Annotated in this window: 18 protein-coding genes; 9 read left to right on the top strand and 9 right to left on the bottom strand. The window is 71.4% G+C overall.

Annotated features, from left to right (window positions below):
* Positions 1-9: 9 nt before the first annotated feature.
* Both ABD691_RS13145 and ABD691_RS13140 read right to left on the bottom strand, forming a co-directional pair.
* Positions 10-1,110, bottom strand: a complete 1,101-nt coding sequence (locus ABD691_RS13145) for a hypothetical protein (RefSeq protein WP_344679903.1) — start codon at positions 1,108-1,110, stop codon at positions 10-12.
* A 116-nt stretch (positions 1,111-1,226) separates the two neighbouring features.
* The gene (locus tag ABD691_RS13140; RefSeq protein ID WP_344679902.1) at positions 1,227-2,009 is read right to left on the bottom strand and encodes an IclR family transcriptional regulator; all 783 of its coding nucleotides are present in this window, start codon (positions 2,007-2,009) and stop codon (positions 1,227-1,229) included.
* An 83-nt stretch (positions 2,010-2,092) separates the two neighbouring features.
* On the opposite strand from ABD691_RS13140, the gene hutH reads away from it, so the two are divergent.
* The 5 genes from hutH (at position 2,093) to hutI (ending at position 9,366) form a co-directional block, all read left to right on the top strand.
* Positions 2,093-3,622: a histidine ammonia-lyase gene (hutH, locus tag ABD691_RS13135; RefSeq protein ID WP_344679901.1), complete on the top strand. Its 1,530-nt coding sequence runs from the start codon at positions 2,093-2,095 to the stop codon at positions 3,620-3,622.
* Entirely contained in the window at positions 3,619-5,271 is a 1,653-nt protein-coding gene (gene hutU / locus ABD691_RS13130; protein WP_344679900.1) for a urocanate hydratase, read from the top strand. Before hutH ends, hutU begins: the two co-directional genes overlap by 4 nt.
* A 105-nt stretch (positions 5,272-5,376) precedes the next feature.
* Complete coding sequence (locus ABD691_RS13125) at positions 5,377-6,579, top strand: allantoate amidohydrolase (RefSeq protein ID WP_344679952.1); 1,203 nt, start codon at positions 5,377-5,379, stop codon at positions 6,577-6,579.
* Positions 6,580-6,815: 236 nt separating this feature from the next.
* Positions 6,816-8,144 carry a formimidoylglutamate deiminase gene (locus tag ABD691_RS13120; protein WP_344679899.1) on the top strand — a complete coding sequence of 443 codons (1,329 nt, stop codon included), beginning with the start codon at positions 6,816-6,818 and terminating at the stop codon, positions 8,142-8,144.
* 52 nt (positions 8,145-8,196) lie between these two features.
* Positions 8,197-9,366, top strand: a complete 1,170-nt coding sequence (gene hutI, locus ABD691_RS13115) for an imidazolonepropionase (protein WP_344679898.1) — start codon at positions 8,197-8,199, stop codon at positions 9,364-9,366.
* A gap of 74 nt (positions 9,367-9,440) precedes the next feature.
* On the opposite strand, the gene ABD691_RS13110 is transcribed toward hutI, so the two are convergent.
* Positions 9,441-9,644, bottom strand: a complete 204-nt coding sequence (locus ABD691_RS13110; RefSeq protein WP_344679897.1) for a cold-shock protein — start codon at positions 9,642-9,644, stop codon at positions 9,441-9,443.
* A gap of 379 nt (positions 9,645-10,023) precedes the next feature.
* Between ABD691_RS13110 and ABD691_RS13105 the strand changes: the two genes are divergently transcribed.
* The 4 genes from ABD691_RS13105 to ABD691_RS13090 are packed head-to-tail and all read left to right on the top strand — an operon-like array spanning position 10,024 to position 13,600.
* The gene (locus ABD691_RS13105; protein ID WP_344679896.1) at positions 10,024-11,052 is read left to right on the top strand and encodes an NAD(P)-dependent alcohol dehydrogenase; all 1,029 of its coding nucleotides are present in this window, start codon (positions 10,024-10,026) and stop codon (positions 11,050-11,052) included.
* A 27-nt stretch (positions 11,053-11,079) separates the two neighbouring features.
* On the top strand, positions 11,080-12,132 hold the full coding sequence (locus ABD691_RS13100) for an amidohydrolase family protein (RefSeq protein ID WP_344679895.1): 1,053 nt from the start codon (positions 11,080-11,082) through the stop codon (positions 12,130-12,132).
* A gap of 2 nt (positions 12,133-12,134) precedes the next feature.
* Positions 12,135-12,794, top strand: a complete 660-nt coding sequence (locus tag ABD691_RS13095) for an iron-sulfur cluster assembly protein (RefSeq protein WP_344679951.1) — start codon at positions 12,135-12,137, stop codon at positions 12,792-12,794.
* A gap of 5 nt (positions 12,795-12,799) precedes the next feature.
* Complete coding sequence (locus tag ABD691_RS13090) at positions 12,800-13,600, top strand: IclR family transcriptional regulator (protein WP_344679894.1); 801 nt, start codon at positions 12,800-12,802, stop codon at positions 13,598-13,600.
* 3 nt (positions 13,601-13,603) lie between these two features.
* Here ABD691_RS13090 and ABD691_RS13085 read toward each other — a convergent pair whose 3' ends face one another.
* The 6 genes from ABD691_RS13085 to ABD691_RS13060 form a co-directional block, all read right to left on the bottom strand.
* A complete protein-coding gene (locus ABD691_RS13085; protein ID WP_344679893.1) occupies positions 13,604-14,497 on the bottom strand; it encodes a LysR family transcriptional regulator in 894 nt (297 codons plus the stop codon).
* Complete coding sequence (locus tag ABD691_RS13080; RefSeq protein ID WP_344679892.1) at positions 14,494-15,681, bottom strand: glycine C-acetyltransferase; 1,188 nt, start codon at positions 15,679-15,681, stop codon at positions 14,494-14,496. The genes ABD691_RS13085 and ABD691_RS13080 overlap by 4 nt, the downstream gene beginning before the upstream one ends.
* Positions 15,682-16,713, bottom strand: coding sequence for an L-threonine 3-dehydrogenase (gene tdh / locus ABD691_RS13075; RefSeq protein ID WP_344679891.1), 1,032 nt, complete (start codon positions 16,711-16,713; stop codon positions 15,682-15,684).
* A gap of 253 nt (positions 16,714-16,966) precedes the next feature.
* Positions 16,967-17,143, bottom strand: a complete 177-nt coding sequence (locus ABD691_RS13070; RefSeq protein ID WP_344679890.1) for a DUF6104 family protein — start codon at positions 17,141-17,143, stop codon at positions 16,967-16,969.
* Between the two features lie 91 nt (positions 17,144-17,234).
* Positions 17,235-17,654 carry a hypothetical protein gene (locus ABD691_RS13065; protein ID WP_344679889.1) on the bottom strand — a complete coding sequence of 140 codons (420 nt, stop codon included), beginning with the start codon at positions 17,652-17,654 and terminating at the stop codon, positions 17,235-17,237.
* A 168-nt stretch (positions 17,655-17,822) separates the two neighbouring features.
* Positions 17,823-21,488: a multifunctional oxoglutarate decarboxylase/oxoglutarate dehydrogenase thiamine pyrophosphate-binding subunit/dihydrolipoyllysine-residue succinyltransferase subunit gene (locus ABD691_RS13060; protein WP_344679888.1), complete on the bottom strand. Its 3,666-nt coding sequence runs from the start codon at positions 21,486-21,488 to the stop codon at positions 17,823-17,825.
* Positions 21,489-21,599: the final 111 nt, after the last annotated feature.

The raw sequence follows: 21,599 nt of genomic DNA, 5'->3' as shown, positions 1-21,599 counted from the left end.
TCCACGACCTCACGCGGGACCGCCCGGCCACGCGATGACGTCGTCGGCGGTCCCGCCCGAGGCGATCCGGACCAGCTCCCCGGCGGACGGTCCCCACCGGTCCGCCTCCGCGACGCAGATCTCCTTGCTGCCCAACGCATCGTGCAGCGAGGTCAGCACGCACAGGCCGTAGAGCACCCGGTCGACGCGCGCGCTCCGGTCGATCACCGCGTCGCGCCAGGCGGCCGGCACGATGCCGTCGACAGGCACCAGCAGGTCCGGTTCGTAGCGGCGCGGGGTGCCCCAGGTCGACGTGTAGTCGCCGGCCAGTTCGCCGAGCGCGGCCATCAGCGGCCAGCGCCGCGTGCTCAGGCAGCGGAACTCCAGCGTTCCCAGCAGAAGGGCCAGCACCTGCTGGTAGTACGGCGAGTAGACGCTGCGCAGCACGGCGCGCTTCGACGGCTCGACCTCCCTGGCCTCCTCGACCACCGAGCGCATCGAGTCCTCGTCCACGATCGGGTAGAGCACCGACCGCACCGGTGAGTCGGGCCGGTCCAGCGCGGCCTCCAGCAGCCGCAGCAGCGCGTCCCTGCCGAGCCCGTCGAGCTCGGGCGGATCCCGCCGCAACCGCTGCTCGATCCGCGCCCGGAGGTGGTGGACGAGCCCCACCAGCACATCGGCCACGACGTCGACGAGCTCGCGGCGCCGGACCACGCAGAGCGCGGCCAGCAACGTCACCCGGACCTCCCTGGGCAACCTGCCCAGCTCACCGGCGTGCGACCGCGCCGCCCGTTCGGACCAGGACCGCACGAACTTCTCCGGAATCCCGCTGAACAGCGCCTCGGGCATCCCGAGCGCGGAGATCGCGGTGAGCTGGTCGACCGCGCGGACCAGCTCCCGCACCCCGCTGGGACCGGGCTCGACCACCTCGTAGGAAAGTCCCAGCGCCTGGACCGAGGAGAGCCCGTCGATCTCCCGGATCAGCAGGTCGAACTCGGGAGGCCGGGCCGCGATCCGGAGCCCGGCCAGCAGTTCGCCGTTGCCGAGCACGGCCTCCAGCTCGCCGCAGGCGTCGCCCAGGCGGGCGGCGACGTGGTCGAACCGGCCGGCGCCCCGGAGGAGCGAAGGCACGGGAAGTCGCGGCTCCGGCGGGTCCAAAAGTAGATCTTCCCCCAGTGCTACCTGCGTCTGGCGCACTGGAGAACGCTAGCCGCTGCCCGCGGTTCCCGAACGGGGGACGCGAATTCCTAGCCGTGACCGCCGATCCGGGTGGTCAGCTCCTCCGCGGTGCGGCGGACCTGGTGGGCGAGGTCCGGCCATGTCCGCCCGCAGGGTTCGGGGGTGTCGCAGACGTGGCGGAAGGTGACGCTGATCGAGGCGGTGGGCCTGCCGTTGTAGTCGAAGACGGGCGCGGCGACGGAGGCGAAGCCCGCGGTGACGTAGCCGTCCTCGACGGCCCAGCCGAGCCGCCGTTCGGCGGCCAGCAGGCGGCGGAGCTCGGGCAGGTTGCGCGGGCCGCGCTCGGTGCGCAGCAGGAACCGCGAGGTGGACGGGAACAGCGCGCGGACCTGGGCGGCGGGCAGGTGGGCGAGCATCGAGCGCCCGGAAGCGGTCAGCTGCCCGGGCAACCGCACCCCGACCTCGGTGACCAGGGTCTGCGGCTGGGACGGGCGCTCCTTGATCAGGTACAGCGACTCGTCGCCGTGCAGGACGCCGAGGTGCGCGGTGCGGCCCACCTGGTCGACCAGCTTGCGCAGCAGCGGTCCGGCGAGCCGCTCCAGCGGGTCGTGGCGCAGGTAGGCCGAGCCCAGCTCGAAGGCCGCGACGCCCAGCCCGTAGCGGCGTTCCTCCGGCAGGTGGGTCACGAATCCGGCCGCGACCAGCTCCGAGAGCAGGTGGTAGGTGGTCGAGCGGGGCAGCGCCAGCTCGCGGGCGATCACCCCGGCCGACACCGGGCCCGCCCGGCCCGCGAGCACGCTCAGGATGGCCAGCCCGCGGCGCAGCGCGGGCACGTCGCTGCTCTCGCCCACTCGCTCCTCCTCGGTCTGGAATCCCAGACGAAGTCACTCTAACCGGGCTTCTGCCACGGCGTCTGCCAGGTTGGTATGGACGCATGCAGCACATTCCGATCGGCCCGGAGCCACTGACCCGCGGCCAGGTGGTCGACATCGCGCGGGGGCGCGCCGGGGTGCACCTCACCGCCGCCGCCGAGCACGGCATCGCGACCACCCGCAAGCACATCGAGGCGCTCGCCGCCGACCCGAACCCCACCTACGGCGTGTCGACCGGGTTCGGCGCGCTCGCCGTGCGGCACATCCCGCAGGACCGCCGCACCGCGCTCCAGAAGTCGTTCGTGCGGTCGCACGCGGCGGGCGCGGGAGCGGAGGTCGAGCCCGAGGTCGTGCGGGCGCTGATGCTGCTGCGCCTGCACACGGTCGCCACCGGGCGGACCGGCGTGCGGCTGGAGACCGCGCGGTCGCTGGCGGCGATGCTCAACGCCGGGATCGTGCCGATCGTGCACGAGTACGGCTCGCTGGGCTGTTCCGGCGACCTCGCGCCGCTGGCGTCGGCCGCGCTCGCGCTGACCGGCGAGGGCGAGGTCACCGACGCCGAGGGCAGGCGGCGCCCGGCAGCCGAGGCGCTGGCCGAGGCCGGGATCGAGCCGATCGTGCTGGCCGAGAAGGAGGGCCTGGCGCTGACCAACGGCACCGACGGCATGCTCGGCATGCTCGTGCTGGCCCAGCACGACCTCAACGCGCTGCTCGACATCGCCGACGTCACCGCCGCGATGAGCATCGAAGCCCTGCTCGGCACCGACCGCGTGTTCGCCGCCGACCTGCACGCCCTGCGCCCGCACCCCGGCCAGGCGGTCTCCGCTGCGCGGATCGCCGCGCTGCTGGCGGACTCGCCGATCGTGGCCAGCCACCGCGGTCCGGACTGCCCCCGCGTCCAGGACGCGTACTCGCTGCGCTGCGCGCCGCAGGTGCACGGCGCCGCCCGCGACACCGTCGCGCACACCGAGGCCGTGGCGGAGCGGGAACTCGCCGCGGCGATCGACAACCCGGTGGTGCTCGACGACGGCCGCGTCGAGTCCAACGGCAACTTCCACGGCGCGCCGCTGGCCTACGCCCTGGACTTCCTCGCGATCCCGCTCGCCGACGTCGCCAGCATGGCCGAGCGCCGCACCGACCGGATGCTCGACGTGGCCCGCTCGCACGGGCTGCCCGCGTTCCTCGCCGACGATCCCGGCGTCGACTCCGGGCACATGATCGCCCACTACACCCAGGCCGGGATGGTCAGCGAGCTCAAGCGGCTGGCCGCGCCCGCGTCGGTGGACTCCATCCCCACCAGCGCGATGCAGGAGGACCACGTCTCCATGGGCTGGCACGCGGCGCGCAAGCTGCGCCGCGGGATCGACGGTCTGACCACGGTGCTCGCCGTCGAGCTGCTGACCGCCGCGCGGGCGCTGGACCTGCGGGCCCCGCTGACGCCGTCCCCGGCCACCGGCGCGGTCCGCGACCTGCTGCGCCGCCGCGTCCCCGGCCCCGGGCCGGACCGCCACATCGCACCCGAGATCGCCGCCGCCGAGGACCTGATCCGCTCCGGAGAGATCGCCGACGAACTTGCCGGGAGGCTGTCATGAGTTCCGCCCGACCTGTGCGTTCCCCGCGCGGGCCCGCGCTCACCGCGCGCAGCTGGAGCACCGAAGCTCCGCTGCGGATGTTGCAGAACAACCTCGATCCCGAGGTCGCCGAGCGGCCGGACGACCTGGTCGTCTACGGCGGGACCGGGAAGGCCGCGCGGAACTGGGCCAGCTTCGACTCCATCGTGCGAGAGCTGACCACGCTCGGCGAGGACGAGACGCTGCTGGTGCAGTCCGGCAAACCCGTCGGGGTGCTGCGCACCCACGAATGGGCGCCCCGGGTGCTGATCGCGAACTCCAACCTGGTCGGCGACTGGGCGAACTGGCCGGAGTTCCGCCGCCTCGACGCGCTCGGCCTGATGATGTACGGCCAGATGACCGCCGGTTCCTGGATCTACATCGGCACCCAGGGCATCCTGCAGGGCACCTACGAGACCTTCGCCGCGGTCGCGGCCAAGCGCTTCGGCGGCAGCCTCGCCGGAACCCTCACCATCACCGCCGGTCTCGGCGGGATGGGCGGTGCCCAGCCGCTGGCGGTGACCATGAACGAGGGCGTCGCGCTGGTCGTCGAGTGCGATCCGGAGCGGGCGCTCCGCCGGGTGCGGCACGGCTACCTCGACGAGGTCGCCGAGAACCTGGACGAGGCGATCGACAAGGCCACGGCGGCGAAGGCCGAGCGGCGCGCGTACTCGGTCGCCGTGATCGGCAACGCCGCGGAGGTGCTGCCGGAGCTGCTGCGCCGCGGCGTGCGGGCCGACATCGTCACCGACCAGACCTCCGCGCACGACCCGCTGTCGTACCTGCCGCTGGGCGTCGACCTGGAGGACTGGGACGACTACGCGGCCAAGAAGCCCGACGAGTTCACCGACCGCGCGCGGGACTCGATGGCCAAGCACGTGGAGGCGATGGTCGGTTTCCTCGACGCCGGTGCCGAGGTCTTCGACTACGGCAACTCGTTGCGCGGCGAGGCGAAGCTCGCGGGCTACGACCGCGCCTTCGACTACCCGGGCTTCGTGCCCGCCTACATCCGCCCGCTGTTCTGCGAGGGCAAGGGACCGTTCCGGTGGGCCGCGCTGTCCGGCGACCCGGCCGACATCGCCGCCACCGACGACGCGATCCTCGACCTGTTCGGCGACAACGATCACCTGTCCCGGTGGATTCGGATGGCCCGCGAGAAGGTCTCGTTCCAGGGGCTTCCGGCGCGGATCTGCTGGCTCGGCTACGGCGAACGGCACCAGGCGGGCCTGCGGTTCAACGAGATGGTGGCTTCCGGCGAGCTGAAGGCGCCGCTGGTGCTGGGCCGCGACCACCTGGACTGCGGTTCGGTCGCCTCGCCGTACCGGGAGACCGAGGGGATGGCCGACGGCTCGGACGCCATCGCGGACTGGCCGCTGCTGAACGCCCTGGTCAACACGGCTTCCGGTGCGACGTGGGTGTCGCTGCACCACGGCGGCGGGGTCGGCATGGGCCGGTCGCTGCACGCCGGTCAGGTCACCGTCGCCGACGGCACCGCGCTCGCGGCGCAGAAGCTGGAGCGGGTGCTCACCAACGACCCGGGCATGGGCGTGATCCGCCACGTCGACGCCGGTTACGACCGGGCCCGCGAGGTCGCGGTGGAGCGCGGAGTGCGGGTTCCGGGCCTGGGCTGACCGCGTGCGGATCCAGGATCACTCGAACGGGGTGAATCAGAACCGGGGGTTCGCTCCTCTTTTATTCGAGGGTTTTTCGAGCGAGAGGAGCGGGCCATGACCGGGATGGTGACACCGAGCGGACTGCTGGCGGCGATCGAGGACGTCGGCGCCGACCGCAGGCGCGGCGGGTTCTCCCGCCACGCCTTCGATCCGGCCGAGCTGGAGCTGCGCGAGTGGTTCGTGGAGCAGGCCGAGTCGCGCGGGCTGCGGGTCACCGCGGACCGCAACGCGAACCTGTGGGCGTGGTGGGGCGAACCCGGTGACGACGCGATCGTCACCGGCAGCCACCTGGACTCGGTTCCGGGCGGCGGTGCCTTCGACGGGCCGTTGGGCGTGGTCAGCGCCTTGACGGCGGTGGATCTGTTACGCGCCAAGGGTTTCGTTCCTCGGCGGCCACTGGCGGTCGTCGTGTTCGCCGAGGAGGAAGGCGGCCGGTTCGGGGTGCCATGCCTGGGTTCCCGGCTGCTCGCGGGCACGATCGACCCGGACCGGGCGCGCTCCCTGCGCGACCCCGGCGGCGTCAGCTTCGCCGAGGCGATGGCCGCCGCCGGGATGCGCCCGGAGCACGTCGGCCGCGACGAGGAAGCGTTGCGCCGCATCGGGAAGTTCGTCGAACTGCACGTCGAGCAGGGCCGCGGGCTGGTCGACCTGGACCGGCCGGTGGCGGTGGCGTCGTCGATCCTCGCGCACGGCCGCTGGCGGTTCCGCTTCTCCGGCCAGGGAAACCACGCCGGGGCGACGCTGATCTCCGACCGGCGCGATCCGATGCTGCCCGCCGCGCAGTTCGTGCTCGCGGCGCGCCGCGCGGCGGCAGCGGCCGAGGACGCCCGCGCCACCGTCGGCAGACTGGTGCCGAACCCAGGCGGCACCAACGTCATCGCGTCCACAGTGGACTTATGGCTGGACGCCCGTTCGCCCACCGACGCCGTGACGCGGTCGGTGGTCGAGGAACTGTCCGGGCTGGCGGAGCGGTTCGCCGGAGAAGAGGGCTGCGCGGTCGAGGTGACCGAGGAGTCCTACGGCGACACAGTGCACTTCCAGCCGCGGTTGCGGGACGAGCTGAGCGAGCTGCTGGACCACGCGCCCGCTCTGCCGACCGGCGCGGGGCACGACGCGGGAATCCTGGCCGCGGAGGTGCCCACCGCGATGCTGTTCGTGCGCAACCCCACCGGCGTGAGCCACGCGCCGGAGGAGTTCGCCGAGGCCGACGACTGCACGTCGGGCGCGCAGGCCCTGGCCCGCGTCCTCGAACATCTGAGTGCCTGATGTTGAACTCACCTTGCGCACTGGGTCGCTTGGCGGAACCTCAGGCGCCCTCTGACTCCGGGACCGAAGCGGTCCTGCCGCTTCGGAAGGATTCTGCGTATGTCCAATACGAGCGAAAAAGCTGTCCTCGCCAGAGAACGCCTGAGAACCCGCGGGTGGTCGTTTTGCGTAGGTGGGCCAAGCGGCTGCGCCGCTTCAAGACCGAAGACAGGTTCTGACGAGCTGAGGTGACAGGGATGGCAACGGCGTACTGGTGCGAGTGGGCCTGGCTCCCGAGCGGCCCGGTCCCCGGGGTCCTGGTCGAGGTCGACGGCGGAACCATCACGTCGACCTCCGCAGCGGACGATCCGGGAACGGCCGAACGGCTGCCGGGGCTGACGCTGCCGGGCATCGCCAACGCGCACTCGCACGCCTTCCACCGGGCGCTGCGCGGGCGCACCAGCGGCGGCAAGGGCACGTTCTGGACCTGGCGCGACCAGATGTACCGGGTCGCGGCCCGGCTCGACCCGGACAGCTACCACCGGCTGGCGACCGCGGTCTACGCCGAGATGGCGCTCGCCGGCATCACCTGCGTCGGCGAGTTCCACTACCTGCACCACGCACCCGGCGGAGCCCGGTACGGCGACCCGAACGCGATGAGCGCTGCGCTGGTGCAGGCCGCCGCGGACGCGGGGATCCGGCTGACCCTGCTCGACACCTGCTACCTCGCGGGCGGGTTCGGCAAGGCCGTGGAGGGAGTGCAGCTGCGCTTCAGCGACGGCGAGCCGCAGGCGTGGTCGAAGCGGGTCGCCGATTTCACCGTCGATCCGCACCGGGCGCGGATCGGTGCGGCGGTGCATTCGGTCCGCGCGGTTCCCGCCGAGGCGATCTCGGAAGTCGTTGGCTGGACGCGGGAATCCTCGGCGCCGCTGCACGTGCACCTGTCGGAACAGCGCGCCGAGAACGAGGCGTGCCTGGCCGCGCACGGCTGCACCCCGACCCAGTTGCTCGACCTGCACGGGGCGCTGGGCGAGTCGACGACCGCGGTGCACGCGACCCACCTCGCGGCAGGTGATGTCGCGCTGCTCGGCGGCAGCCGGACGGGCGTGTGCCTCTGCCCGACGACGGAGGCGGACCTCGCCGACGGCATCGGTCCCGCGCCGGAGCTCTCGGTGGCCGGGAGCCCGATCTCGGTCGGCAGCGACGGACATTCGGTGATCGACCCGTTCGCCGAGGTGCAGGCGGTCGAGTCCTACGCGCGGCTGAGCCAGGAGACCCGCGGCAACTTCGCACCGGCGAGCCTGGTGGCGATGGCGACCGAAGCCGGGCACCGGTCGCTGGGTTGGCCGGATGCGGGCTGGATCGGCGCCGGGGCCCGGGCGGATCTGGTCACGCTCGGCCTGGACGGCGTGCGGCTGGCCGGGCTCCCACCGGAGGCGGCGGTGGCGTCGGCCCGGGCCGACGACGTCCGGGAGGTGATCGTCGACGGTCGCCGCGTGGTCCGGGACGGCGTCCACCAGGCGGTTCCGGACGTCGCCGGGCGACTGGGCGAGGAGATCACCGCGCTGTTCCGGGACGAGCCGTGATCGCCGCCGGCTGAAGGCGGCAGCTGCAACGACCGATGGGGACGAGGCAACGATGACAAGCACTGTTATTACCGGAATCGGCGAGCTCACCACCAACGACGACGAGCTGGGCAAACTCGCCGGCGCCGCGCTGGTCGTCGAGGACGAGCGCATCGCCTGGGCCGGACCGGCGGCGGAAGCACCCGCGGCGGACGAGCGCGTCGACGTCGAGGGCCGCGCGGTCCTGCCCGGCTGGGTGGACAGCCACACCCACCTGGTCTTCGCAGGCGACCGGACGGCCGAGTTCGCCGCCCGGATGGACGGCAAGCCCTACGAGGCGGGCGGCATCGCCGTGACGGTGGAAGCCACCCGGGCGGCCACCGACGCCGAGCTCGCGGCCAACCTGCGGCGGCACGTCGCCGAGGCCGCCGCGCAGGGGACGACGTGCGTGGAGACCAAGACCGGCTACGGGCTCACGGTCGCCGACGAACTCCGCTCCGCGCGGATCGCCGCCGCCGAGGCCGACGAGGTCACGTTCCTCGGCGCCCACCTCGTCTCACCGGGCGCGGACGCCGACAGCTACGTGGATCTCGTCTGCGGCGAGATGCTCGATGCGGTCGTGCCGCACGTCGGGTGGTGCGACGTCTTCTGCGAGCGGGGTGCGTTCGACACCGAGCAGTCCCGCCGCGTCCTGAAAGCCGCCGCCGAACGCGGCCTCGGACTGCGGGTGCACGGGAATCAGCTCGGCACCGGGCCGGGTGTGGGCCTGGCAGTCGAACTCGGCGCCGCCAGCGTCGACCACTGCACCTACCTCGATCAGTCCGATGTGGACGCGCTGGCCGGATCGGACACGGTCGCGACCCTGCTTCCCGCGTGCGATCTGTCCACCCGGCAACCACTTCCGGACGCACGGGCACTGCTCGACGCCGGTGCGACGGTCGCGCTCGCATCGAACTGCAACCCGGGGTCGTCGTACACCTCGTCGATGGCGTACTGCGTGACCACTGCGGTGCTCCAGATGCGGATGACCGTGGACGAAGCGATCCGCGCGGCGACCTGGGGCGGTGCCCGGGCGCTGCGGCGCGAGGCGGGCGACGGCGCGGTCGGCGTGCTCCGGGTGGGCGCTCGGGCCGACATCCACGTCCTCGACGCGCCGAGCACCGCGTGGCTCGCCTACCGCCCGGGCGTCCCGCTGACCCACACCGTCTGGCGGAAGGGGGTGCGCATCGCGGGTTCGGCGTGATCAGTGCTCAAAACACGGGTGGCTCCCCGCCCGAAGAGGGCGAGGAGCCACCTGAGAACTGAGCTGTGCGGGTCTCAGACCGCGCGCACGACCTCGGCCTGCGGGCCCTTGGGGCCCTGGGAGACCTCGAAGGTCACCCGCTGGTTCTCCTCGAGGCTGCGGAAGCCCGCGCCGTCGATCGCCGAGTAGTGCACGAACACGTCGGGGCCGCCCTCGTCCGGGGCGATGAAGCCGAAGCCCTTCTCCGAGTTGAACCACTTCACGGTTCCCTGTGCCATCACTGTCTCCTTCTGGGAGCTGGGGAATGACGGGCGCCCACACCGCGTGGACGTCCGGGCCGGGGATCTCAGACGGCGGCCAACTCCAGCTACACCAAAGACAGCAGCTCGCCCGCATCAACATCTGCGAGCGTGCGCGAAACACGAACCCAGAAATACAACGACCACCACGAACACTACACACCTCCGGAGGTCAGCGGCTGTCGAATACGTCACGCGAGGTCGTCCCTGGGCGTGCAGCCATCCGTCATCACCCCATCGGGTGAGAAACCGAGGTTTCACGCGGGCGCTTATCAGCATCTGACAACGCGTCTTCAGCTCGGCGTCCCGGCTGGGCAGCCTGTGGGCAGGCCCAGCCGCTCGGACGAAGGAGCCCGAGGTGAAGGCAGTACGAGTGCACGCGTACGGAGAGCAGCCCGAGATCGAGTCAGTGCCGGATCCGGTCCTGAAAGGTCCGCTGGACGTCCTGGTCGAAGTCGGCGCGGCCGGGGTGTGCCGGACCGACCTGCACATCATCGAAGGCCAGTGGGCGGACAAGAGCGGCGTAGTGCTGCCCTACGTCATCGGGCACGAGAACGCGGGCACGGTGCGCGAGGTCGGTCCGGCGGTGAGCAACGTGCGGCCCGGCGACAAGGTCATCCTGCACCCGCTGGTGACCTGCGGGCTGTGCCGCGCGTGCCGGTCCGGTGATGACGTGCACTGCGAGAACTCGCGGTTCCCTGGGATCAACACCGACGGCGGGATGGCGGAGCTGCTGCTGACCAACGCCCGGTCGGTGGTGCGGCTGGAAGCCGGGTTGCAGCCCGCCGACGTCGCCGCCCTGGCCGATGCCGGGCTGACGGCCTACCACGCCGTCCGCAAGGCCGTCCCGCTGCTGTACCCGGGCACGCACGTCGTGCTGATCGGTGCGGGCGGGCTCGGGCACATCGGGTTGCAGGCGCTGCTCGCGCTCACGCCTGCCGAGATCACCGTCGTGGACCGCTCGGCGCAGGCGCTGGACCTGGCTTCAGAGCTCGGCGCGCACCACACCGCGGAGGCGTCCGGCGAGCAGGTCGAGGCGGTGCGCGACCTGACCGGCGGCAGGGGCGCGCACGTGGTGCTCGACTTCGTCGGCGAGGGCGGCACCGAGGCCGAAGGCGTCGCCATGACCAGGGACGCGGGTTCCTACTTCGTGATCGGCTACGGCGGCCGGGTTGACGTGCCGACGATCGACATCATCTCCCGCGAGATCAACGTGATCGGCAACCTCGTCGGCTCCTACAACGACCTCGACGAGCTGATGACGCTCACCGCGCAGGGCAAGGTCGCGCTGCGCACCCGCACCTACGCGCTCGACGAGGCGCTGATCGCACTGGACGACCTCGACGCCGGTCGCATCCCCGGTGGCCGGGCCATCCTCGTGCCCTGACCGTCCAGCAAGGAAGGCGGAACTCCCATGTACAGCAAGGACGGCGAGAACTACTTCATCGTCGACGGGCACATTCACTTCTGGGACGGCACCCCGGCGAACCAGGCCAACCGCTACGGCGAGGGGTTCCTCAACTGCTTCTACGACTACCACCGCAACCTCAGCCCCGAGTCCGAGGTGTGGTCGCTGGAGCACTTCCAGAAGCAGAGCGAGCAGGACCTGCTGCACGACCTGTTCGAGGTCGGCTACGTCGACAAGGCCATCTTCCAGCCGACCTACCTCACCGACTTCTTCGTCAACGGCTTCAACACCACCGAGCAGGACGGGGCGATCGCCGAGCGGTACCCGGACCGGTTCATCGTCAACGGCAGCTGGGACCCGCGCGACGGCGAGGCCGGGCTGGTCGCGCTGGAGCGGCTGGCCGAACGCTGGCAGCTCAGGGGGGTCAAGCTCTACACCGCCGAGTGGAAGGGCCAGTCGAAGGGCTGGAAGCTCACCGACCCGTGGTCCTACCGGTACCTGGAGAAGTGCCAGGAACTCGGCATCCGCAACATCCACGTCCACAAGGGACCGACGATCTACCCGCTGAACCGGGACGCCTTCGACGTCGCCGACGTCGATGACGTCGCCACCGCGTTCCCGGACCTGCGCTTCATCGTCGAGCACGTCGGGCTGCCCCGGCTGGAGGACTTCTGCTGGATCGCCACCCAGGAGCCCAACGTCTACGGCGGGCTCGCGGTGGCGATGCCGTTCATCCACTCCCGGCCGCGCTACTTCGCCCGGATCATCGGGGAACTCCTGTACTGGCTGGACGACACCCGCATCACCTTCGCCAGCGACTACGCGATCTGGACTCCCAGGTGGCTGGTCGAGAAGTTCGTCGACTTCCAGATCCCGGAGGACATGCAGGACGAGCTCGGGCAGCTGACCCCGGACATCAAGCGCAGGATCCTCGGCCTCAACGCCGCCCGGCTCTACGACATCGAGGTGCCCGCGGGCATGGGCCTGCCCGGCCCGGACGTCCCGGCGTCGCGGACGCCGGTCGCGTCGGAGACGAACCGGGAGGCGATGACGTCGTGAGCCTGGAGTCCGCTCTGCGGCGTGCCCTGGACTCGGTCGTCGACCCGGAGCTGGACGAGCCGATCACCGACCTCGGGTTCGTCGCGGCGTGCGAGGTCGTCGGTGACGAGGTGCGCGTGGACCTGCGGTTGCCGACCTACTTCTGCGCGCCCAACTTCGCCTACCTCATGGTCGCCGACGCCCGCGACGCGCTGGCCGCGGTGGCTCCGGGCCGGGTGCGCGTGCGGCTGCTGGACCACTTCGCCGCCGAGGAGATCAACGCGGGCGTGGCCGCGGGCGAGGGCTTCGACGCGGCGTTCCCGGGGATGGCCGCCGGTGAGCTCGACGAGCTGCGGCGGACGTTCCTGCGCAAGGCGCACGCCGCTTACCAGCAGCAGATCGCCGCCCGGCTGCTCAGGGCCGGGCGGACTCACGTCGACCTGGTCCGCATGCGGCTCGGCGACGTAGCCGAGGACACCTCGCGGCTGCGCCGCCGCCGCGAGCAGCTGGGACTGCCGTCGGACGACGGCGCGCCGCTGCTGGTCGACGACCACGGCCTGCCCGTGGACGCCGAGTCGCTGCCGCTGCGCCTGCGCCTCGCGCGGACGACGCAGGTCAGCATCGAGGGCAACGCGGGCTGGTGCCGCGGACTGCTCGAAACCCGCTACGGGGGCCTACATTGACAGGCGTGCAAGCCCCGCCGGACGGCGTCCGCCGCAACGGCGCAGGCCCGTTGCAGTCGGTGGGACGGGCGCTGCGGGTGCTGGAGGCGATCGCGAACTCGCCGGGCGGGCTGACCGCCAAGCAGATCGCGGCCGAGCTGGACCTCGCGCTGCCCACCACGTACCACCTGCTGCACGCGCTGATCGACGCCGGCCACGTCGTGCACCTCAGCGACCAGCACGTCTACGGCCTCGGGTACATGGCCCGCTACCTCGGCCAGGCGCTGACCAAGCAGCTCGCCGTCCCGCCCGGAGTCGCCACCGCGATCCGCGCGGTCCACCAGCTCGCCGACGCAGCCGCGTACTACGCGGTCTACCGCGACACCGAGGTGGTGATCGCCCACGTCGAGGACTCCGAGCGCCGCCCGCGCGCCCAGCCGCTCGACGTCGGCTTCCACCAGGCCGCGCACGCAACGGCCTTCGGCAAGATCATGCTCTCGGCGATGGACCCGGACCGGCTGGCCCGCTACCTCGACACGGCGGGCCTCGACGCGCTGACCCCGGCCACCATCCGCGACCGCGGCGCGCTCGACGACCAGCTCGCCCACGTCCGCCAGTCGAACCTCGCCCTGGAGATCGGCGAGTTCCAGCCGGGCATGTCCTGCATGGCCGTCCCGGTGCACGACCCGGCGGGCAGCATCGTCGCGTCGGTCGCGATCTCGTTGCCCACCAACGAATTCCTCACCCGCAGGTGGGAGGTCGAGCACGCCGTCCGCCAGGGCGCCACCCGCGTCACCCGTGCCCTGGCCGTGTTCCAGCGCCGCTGACGATCACGAGACGGCCTGCTCCAGCAAGGCGTCGAGCACGGTGCGCACCAGCGGGTGCTCCTCGCGTCCGCACTGGACGGCGGCGAACACCCGCCGGGTCGGTGGCCTGCCCGCCAGCGGGCGCACCACCCCGGCGTGGTGGCCGATCGCGGTCCGGGGCACCAGGGCGACGCCGGTGCCCGCCGAGACCAGCGCGACGACGGCGTGGAAGTCGTCGGAGGTGTGCGTGATGCGCGGGATGAAACCCGCGTTCTCGCAGCACACCTGCACCACCGCGCGGCACGGGTTGCCGGGCAGCGGGGAGATCCACTCCTCGTCGCGCAGGTCCTCGATCGCGATCTCCGCCCTCCCGCTCAGCGGATGCCGGGGCGGCAGCACGACGTCGAACGGCTCGGCGTAGAGCGGATAGCGGGTCAGCCTGCGGCTGTCGGCCGACAGCGTCGAGCTGTACTCCATGGAGATCGCCACGTCGATCTCCCCGGCCAGCAGCATCATCAGGCTGTTGTGCGCCTCGGCGTCGCGCACCAGCACCGTCACGCCCGGCGCCCGGTCCCGCAGCGCCACGATCGACGGGGCCACCACCTGCGTGATGGCCGAGGCGAACGAGGCGACCTCGACCTTGCCGACCGCGCCGGACGCGCAGGCCGCCAGGCTCGCCTCCGCCCGCTCCAGCTCGGCCAGCACCGCCTTGGCGTGCTCGACGAGCAGCTCGCCGGACGCGGTCAGCCGCACCCGGCGCCCCTGCCTGCTCAGCAGGGGCTGGCCGACCTCGTTCTCCAGCGCGGTCAGCTGCTGGGACACCGCGGACGGCGTCAGGTACATGGCCTCGGCGGCGGCCCGCACCGTGCCGTGGTCGGCCAGCGCGCGCAGCACCTGGAGCCGCCGGGGGTCAATCACCCGGCGATGGTACCCATGCGCTGACGTGCGCGGACGAACGCCGAGACGGCCCGCTCCACGTCCTCGGCGCTGTGCGCGGCCGACATCTGGGTGCGGATGCGGGCCCTGCCCTTGGGCACCACCGGGTAGGAGAACCCGATCACGTAGATGCCGTCCTCCAGCAGCAGGTCGGCCATCCGGGCCGCCTCCGCCGCGTCACCGATCATCACCGGGATGATCGGGTGCTCGCCGGGCAGCAGGTCGAAGCCCTCCGCGGCCATCCGCGACCGGAACAGCGCGCTGTTGTCCCGCAGCCGCTGCCGCAGCTCCGGCTGCGACCCGACCAGGTCCAGCGCCGCCAGCGACGCCGCCACGATCGACGGGGCCAGCGAGTTCGAGAACAGGTACGGCCGGGACCGCTGGCGCAGCAGCTCGACGATCTCCGCGCGCGCCGAGACGTACCCGCCGCTGGCTCCGCCGAGCGCCTTGCCGAGCGTGCCGGTGACCACGTCCACCCGGTCGGTCACGCCGAACGCCTCCGGCGTCCCGGCACCGGTCGGACCGGTGAAACCGACCGCGTGCGAGTCGTCGACCATCACCATCGCGCGGTGGCGGTCGGCCAGGTCGCAGATCTCGTCCAGCGGGGCGAGGTAGCCGTCCATCGAGAACACGCCGTCGGTGACGATCAGCCGGTGCCGCGCGTCCGCGGTCTCCCGCAGCTGCTTGTCCAGGTCGGCCAGGTCGCGGTTGCGGTAGCGGGCGCGGCGCGCCTTGCACAGCCGGACGCCGTCGATGATGCTCGCGTGGTTCAGCTCGTCGGAGATGACCGCGTCCTCCGGGCCGAGCAGGGTCTCGAACAGCCCGCCGTTGGCGTCGAAGCACGAGCTGTACAGGATCGTGTCGTCGGTGCCCAGGAACTCCGACAGCCGCTGCTCCAGCTCCTTGTGCGGGGCCTGCGTGCCGCAGATGAACCGCACCGAAGCCATCCCGAACCCCCAGCGCTCCAGCGCCTTCGACGCGGCCTCGACCAGCGCCGGGTGGTCGGCCAGCCCCAGGTAGTTGTTGGCGCAGAAGTTCAGCACCTCGGCGTCGCCGACCCCGACCCGCGCGCGCTGCGCCGAGTCCAGCACCCGCTCGTGCTTGTACAGCCCGGCGGAGCGGATCTCGTCCAGCTCGGCCCGCACGTCCTGGCCAATGGTGTACATCTAGCGCACCGTCCAATCCAGAATGACCTTGCCGCAGCGCCCGGCACGCGCGGTCTCGAACGCCTCTTCGTGGCGGGTGTAGGGGAACCGGTGGGTGATCACCGGCGAGAGGTCGAGCCCGGCCTGCAGCAGCACCGACATCGAGTACCAGGTCTCGAACATCTCCCTGCCGTAGATGCCCTTGACCGTGATCATCTTGAGCACCACCGAGCCCCAGTCCACGCCGAAGTCCTCGGCGGGCAGCCCGAGCAGGGCGATCCGGCCGCCGTGCGCCATGTTCTCGATCGTCTCCCGCATGGCCGACGGCTGACCGGAGACCTCCATCGCGACGTCGAAGCCCTCGGTCATGCCGAGTTCGCGCTGCGCGTCGGCGATCCCGGTCTCGGCGACGTTGACCGCGAGGTCCACGCCGACCCGGCGGGCCAGCTCCAGCCGGTGCTCGCTGATGTCGGTGATCACCACGTTGCGGGCCCCGGCGTGCTTGGCGACCGCCGCGGCCATCAGCCCGATCGGGCCCGCACCGGTGATCAGCACGTCCTCGCCGACGACCGGGAAGCTCAGCGCGGTGTGCACGGCGTTGCCGAACGGGTCGAAGATCGCCGCGACGTCCGGGTCGACCGGATCGCGGTGCACCCACACGTTCTGCTCCGGCAGCACCGCGTACTCGGCGAACGCGCCGTTGTGGTGCACGCCGAGACCCCTGGTGTGTGCGCACAGGTGCCGCCTGCCCGCGCGGCAGTTCCGGCACTGGCCGCAGACCAGGTGGCCCTCGCCGCTGACGAAGTCGCCGACCTCGGCCTGGGTCACGGCGGAGCCGACGGCGACCACCTCGCCCGCGAACTCGTGGCCGACGACCAGCGGCGTCGGCACCGTCCGGGCCGCCCACTCGTCCCAGGACGCGATGTGCAGGTCGGTTCCGCAGATCCCGGTCCGCAGCACCCGGACCACGACGTCGTTCGGACCGGGCGCGGGGTCGGGCAGCTCGGTCAGTTCCAGGCCGGGCGCGGGCGAGGTCTTCACCAGTGCGCGCAAGGTGCCTCCCAGTTCAAGCAGGCCGACGGCTCCGGCGGCCGAATGGGAGTCTCGCGGGTCGGGACCGGCAGGTCCATCGCGACTTTCTGCACTGGCTGGTTAGCGCAGCTGCACAGGAACAGCTGGTGACGGGAGTCCACCTGAACGGGCTTCCCGGGATCAGGTGACCGTCGAGTTTCGACGCAAATCGACAGGCGTCAATTCGCGTCGAAATCGACCACGCCCCGCAGCCGGGGCGGGTTCCGGCGGTGAATCAGTCCTCGTCGGAGTCGTCACGGGCGAGGAACGTCGCCAGCCGTTCGGTGGCGTCCTCGAAGTCCGGGTTGAGGTCGACGAAGGCGCGCATCCGGTCGGCGACCCAAGCCAGGGTCACCTCATCATCACCGCGACGCTCTTCGAGCTCTTCGATGCCACGGTCGGTGAAGTACACCGGTCCTCCTCTGTTCTCCAGGCCTGCTCTCAGCGGCAGACCAGCAGAGTAAGACCCGTTTCCGAACGCGATCAGGCAGGGGTGGCGCCGGTCAGCCGAGCTGGGCCGACGCCGCGTCCTGGTCGTGCGTGCCGTCGGGGCACTCGTCGGCGGTGACCGCCTCGGCCCACAGCTGCAACCGGTCGTTCTCCCGCGCGATGTCGACGTAGAGCGAGTCGCCGCGGCAGACGACGTCGAGGTTCTGGTGCACGTCGTGCTCGATGTGGCCGTCGTCGCCGACCTGGCCGACGCCGCCGCGCGGGCCGATCAGCCGCACGTGGCGGCGGTCGGCGTGCTCGCGCACCATCCCGGCGATCCAGTCGGTGACCTCCTCCGGCGTGCGCAGCACCGCGAGCGGGGTCTGGCGCAGCCGGTCCCGCCGCCTGCTGCCGGGGCCCGCGCAGCCGTCGCGCGGCTCGGCGAAGACGTGCCAGTGCACGCCCTTCGCCTGCCACTCGTCGGGGTCCTGCACGCCCCCTCCTCCATGGTCCGCCGCGGGAGGGCCGTTCCGGGAACCACCGTGCCGGTTCCTGATCACGACGACAGGCCCCATCCGATAACGGACAGGTTGTCGTCCGGATCCGGACGCGAAGGGGCCGCCGGTCCCCGGAGGAACCGGCGGCCCCGAGCCGCGCGTGGATCAGGCGAAGGCGCCCGCCACGACCTCGGCCTGCTCGACCTCGTGCACCTTGGCCAGACCGGTCGCCGGGGCGGCCATCGCGCGCCGCGACACCCGCTTGAGCCCGGTCATCCGCTCCGGGAACAGCTCCGGCAGCGCCAGGCCCAGGAACGGCCACGCACCCTGGTTCGCCGGTTCCTCCTGGACCCAGCGGATGTCGGTGGCGTTCGGGTAGCGCTCCAGCAGCCTGCCCAGCTTGCGGTGCGGCAGCGGGTACAGCTGCTCCAGTCGGGCGATGGCGGTGTCGTCGTGGCCCTGCTTGGCCTTCTCCGCCGCCAGCTCGTAGTAGAGCTTGCCGGTGCACAGCACCAGGCGGCGCACCGACGCCGGGTCCGGCTGGGCCGGGTCGTCGATCACCGAGGTGAACTTGCCCTGGGTGAAGTCCTCGACCGGGCTGCTCGCGGCCTTCAGGCGCAGCATCGACTTCGGCGTGAACACCACCAGGGGGCGGTGGATGCCGTCCAGCGCGTGCCGCCGCAGCAGGTGGAAGTAGTTCGCCGGGGTCGACGGCATCGACACCGTCATCGAGCCCTCGGCGCACAGCTGCAACCAGCGCTCGATGCGGCCGGAGGTGTGGTCCGGCCCCTGGCCCTCGTGGCCGTGCGGCAGCAGCAGGACCACGTCGGAGCGCTGGCCCCACTTGGCCTCACCGGAGGAGATGAACTCGTCGATGATCGACTGCGCGCCGTTGAAGAAGTCGCCGAACTGCGCCTCCCACAGCACCAGGGCGTCGGGGTTGGCCACCGAGTAGCCGTACTCGAAGCCCATCGCCGCGAACTCCGACAGCGCCGAGTCGTAGACCAGGAACTTCGCCTGGTCGTCGCTCAGGTTCTGCAGCGGGGTGTACTCGGCGCCGGTCTTGCGGTCGATGAGCACCGAGTGCCGCTGGGTGAACGTGCCGCGACGGCTGTCCTGACCGGTCAGCCGCACCATGCGGCCGTCGGCGGCCAGCGAGCCGAACGCCAGCAGCTCGCCGAACGCCCAGTCGATGCCGCCCTCGCGGGCCATCTTCGCGCGCCGCTCCAGCACCGGCTTGACCCGCGAGTGCGGGCTGAAGCCCTCCGGCAGGTTGACGTGCGAGTCGGCGATCCGCAGCAGCAGCTCGTCGGAGATCGCGGTGTTGAGACCCTGCGGGACCGTCTGCTCGGACTCCACCGACGGGCTCGGCTCCGGCGGGTGCTTCTCCAGCTCGCGGACCTCGTTGAACACGTGCTCCAGCTGGCTGGCGTAGTCCTTGAGCGCCTTCTCCGCTTCCTCGACCGTGATGTCACCGCGGCCGATCAGGGCCTCGGTGTAGGTCTTGCGGACGCTGCGCATCTTGTCGATCGCGTCGTACATCGCAGGCTGCGTCATCGACGGGTCGTCGCCCTCGTTGTGACCGCGGCGGCGGTAGCAGATCATGTCGATCACGACGTCCTTGCCGAACGCCTGGCGGTACTCCACGGCCAGCCGGGCGACCCAGACGCAGGCCTCGGGGTCGTCGCCGTTGACGTGGAAGACCGGCGCGCCGATCATCTTCGCCACGTCGGTGGAGTACTTGCTCGACCGGGAGTGCTCCGGGGCGGTGGTGTAGCCGACCTGGTTGTTGACGATCACGTGCACCGTGCCGCCGGTGCGGTAACCGCGCAGCAGCGACAGGTTCAGCGTCTCGGCGACCACGCCCTGACCGGCGAACGCGGCGTCGCCGTGCAGCAGCACCGGCAGCACCGTGAAGCCCTCCTGGCCCTTGTCCAGGATGTCCTGCTTGGCGCGGACGATGCCCTCCAGCACCGGGTCCACGGCCTCCAGGTGCGAGGGGTTCGAGGTCAGCGACACCTTGGTCTCGCCGTCGCCGAACATCCGGAAGTACTTGCCCTCGGCGCCGAGGTGGTACTTCACGTCACCGGAACCGTGCGCCTGGCCCGGATCCAGGTTGCCCTCGAACTCGCGGAAGATCTGCGAGATCGGCTTGCCGACGATGTTGGCCAGCACGTTGAGCCTGCCGCGGTGCGGCATGCCGATGACGACCTCGTCCAGCTCGGAGGCGGCGGCGGTGTCGAGCACCGCGTCCAGCAGCGGCACCACGGTCTCGGCGCCCTCCAGCGAGAAGCGCTTCTGGCCGACGTACTTGGTCTGCAGGAAGGTCTCGAACGCCTCGGCCGCGTTGAGCTTGGACAGGATGTACTTCTGCTCGGTCGGGTCCGGCTTGGTGTGCGGCTTCTCGACCCGGTTCTGCAGCCACTCCCGCTCGTCGGGTTCGAGGATGTGCATGTACTCGACGCCGACGGTCCGGCAGTACGAGTCGCGCAGCACGCCCAGCACGTCGCGCAGCCGCATGTGCTCCTGGCCGGCGAAGCCGCCGACGGCGAACTCCCGGTCCAGGTCCCACAGGGTCAGGCTGTGCGAGAGGACGTCGAGGTCCTCGTGCCGCCGCTGGCGGTAGTTCAGCGGGTCGATGTCGGCCATCAGGTGGCCGCGGGTGCGGTAGGCGTCGATCAGCTCAAGCACCCGGGCGGTCTTGTCGACCGCGCCCTCGGGGATGTCCTGCGTCCAGCGCACCGGCTCGTAGGGGATCCGCAGCGACGTGAAGATGTCGTCGTAGAAGCGGTCCTCGCCCAGCAGCAGCTTGTGCACGGTGCGCAGGAAGTCGCCGGACTCCGCGCCCTGGATGACCCGGTGGTCGTAGGTGGAGGTCAGCGTGACGATCTTGCTGATCCCCATGTCGACCAGCGTCTTCTCGCTGGCGCCCTGGAACTCGGCGGGGTAGTCCATCGCGCCGACGCCGATGATCGCGCTCTGGCCCTTGGTCAGCCGCGGCACCGAGTGGTTGGTGCCCGACGGGCCCGGGTTGGTCAGCGAGATCGTGGTGCCGGAGAAGTCGTCCGCGGTCAGCGCGCTGTTGCGGGCCTTGCGGATGATGTCCTCGTAGGCCTGCCAGAACTGCTGGAAGGTCATCTCCTCGCAGCCCTTGATGGAGGCGACGACGAGGCTGCGCGAGCCGTCCTTGGCCGGCATGTCGATGGCCAGGCCGAGGTTGACGTGCTCGGGGGTGACGACGGCGGGCTTGCCCTTGGCGTCCTCGCCGTAGTGCCGGTTCATGTCCGGGTGGCTCTTGAGCGCCCGGATCAGCGCGTAGCCGATGAGGTGCGTGAAGGAGACCTTCCCGCCCTTGTTCCGCTTGAGGTGGTTGTTGATGACGATCCGGTTGTCGAACAGCAGCTTGGCCGGCACCGCGCGCACGCTGGTCGCGGTCGGCACGGTCAGCGACTGCTCCATGTTCTTCGCGATCGCCGCGGCCGCGCCGCGCAGCGGCTTGCTCTGCTCGCCCGCGGGGGCCTCCTTGACCGGAGCAGCCTTGGCGGCCTCCTGCGGGGAGGGCTTGGGCTCTGCCGGCTTGGGCCGCGCCGGGGTGATCGGGCCCTGTCCGTTGGTCTCGGCCGCTCGGGTCGCGGTGGCCGTGGTCGGAGCCGCTGCCGCACCGGCCGCGGCTGCGGAGGTTTCACTGGCTGCCTGGCCCGGCTTGTAGTCGGCGAAGAATTCGTGCCACGCCGAGTCTACGGAGGTGGGATCGCTGAGGAACTGCTCGTACATTTCCTCGATCAACCACTCGTTGGGGCCGAACTGTGACGCAGGGCTGCTGCTGGACACGGCTGGCGTTCGCCTCGATCCATCTGCTCGTGATGTACACACACTCGGGTACCAGGCTAGCGGTCCGTTTCGGGCGGTTGGTAAACAGGACGTTTGTTCGTCTGGCGAACA

Origin of the sequence: Saccharopolyspora taberi (assembly GCF_039534165.1) — a bacterium.
GTDB classification, from domain to species: domain Bacteria; phylum Actinomycetota; class Actinomycetes; order Mycobacteriales; family Pseudonocardiaceae; genus Saccharopolyspora_D; species Saccharopolyspora_D taberi.
The sequence above is the reverse complement of the archived record's forward strand: the minus strand, read 5'-3'. Positions and strand labels throughout refer to the sequence as shown.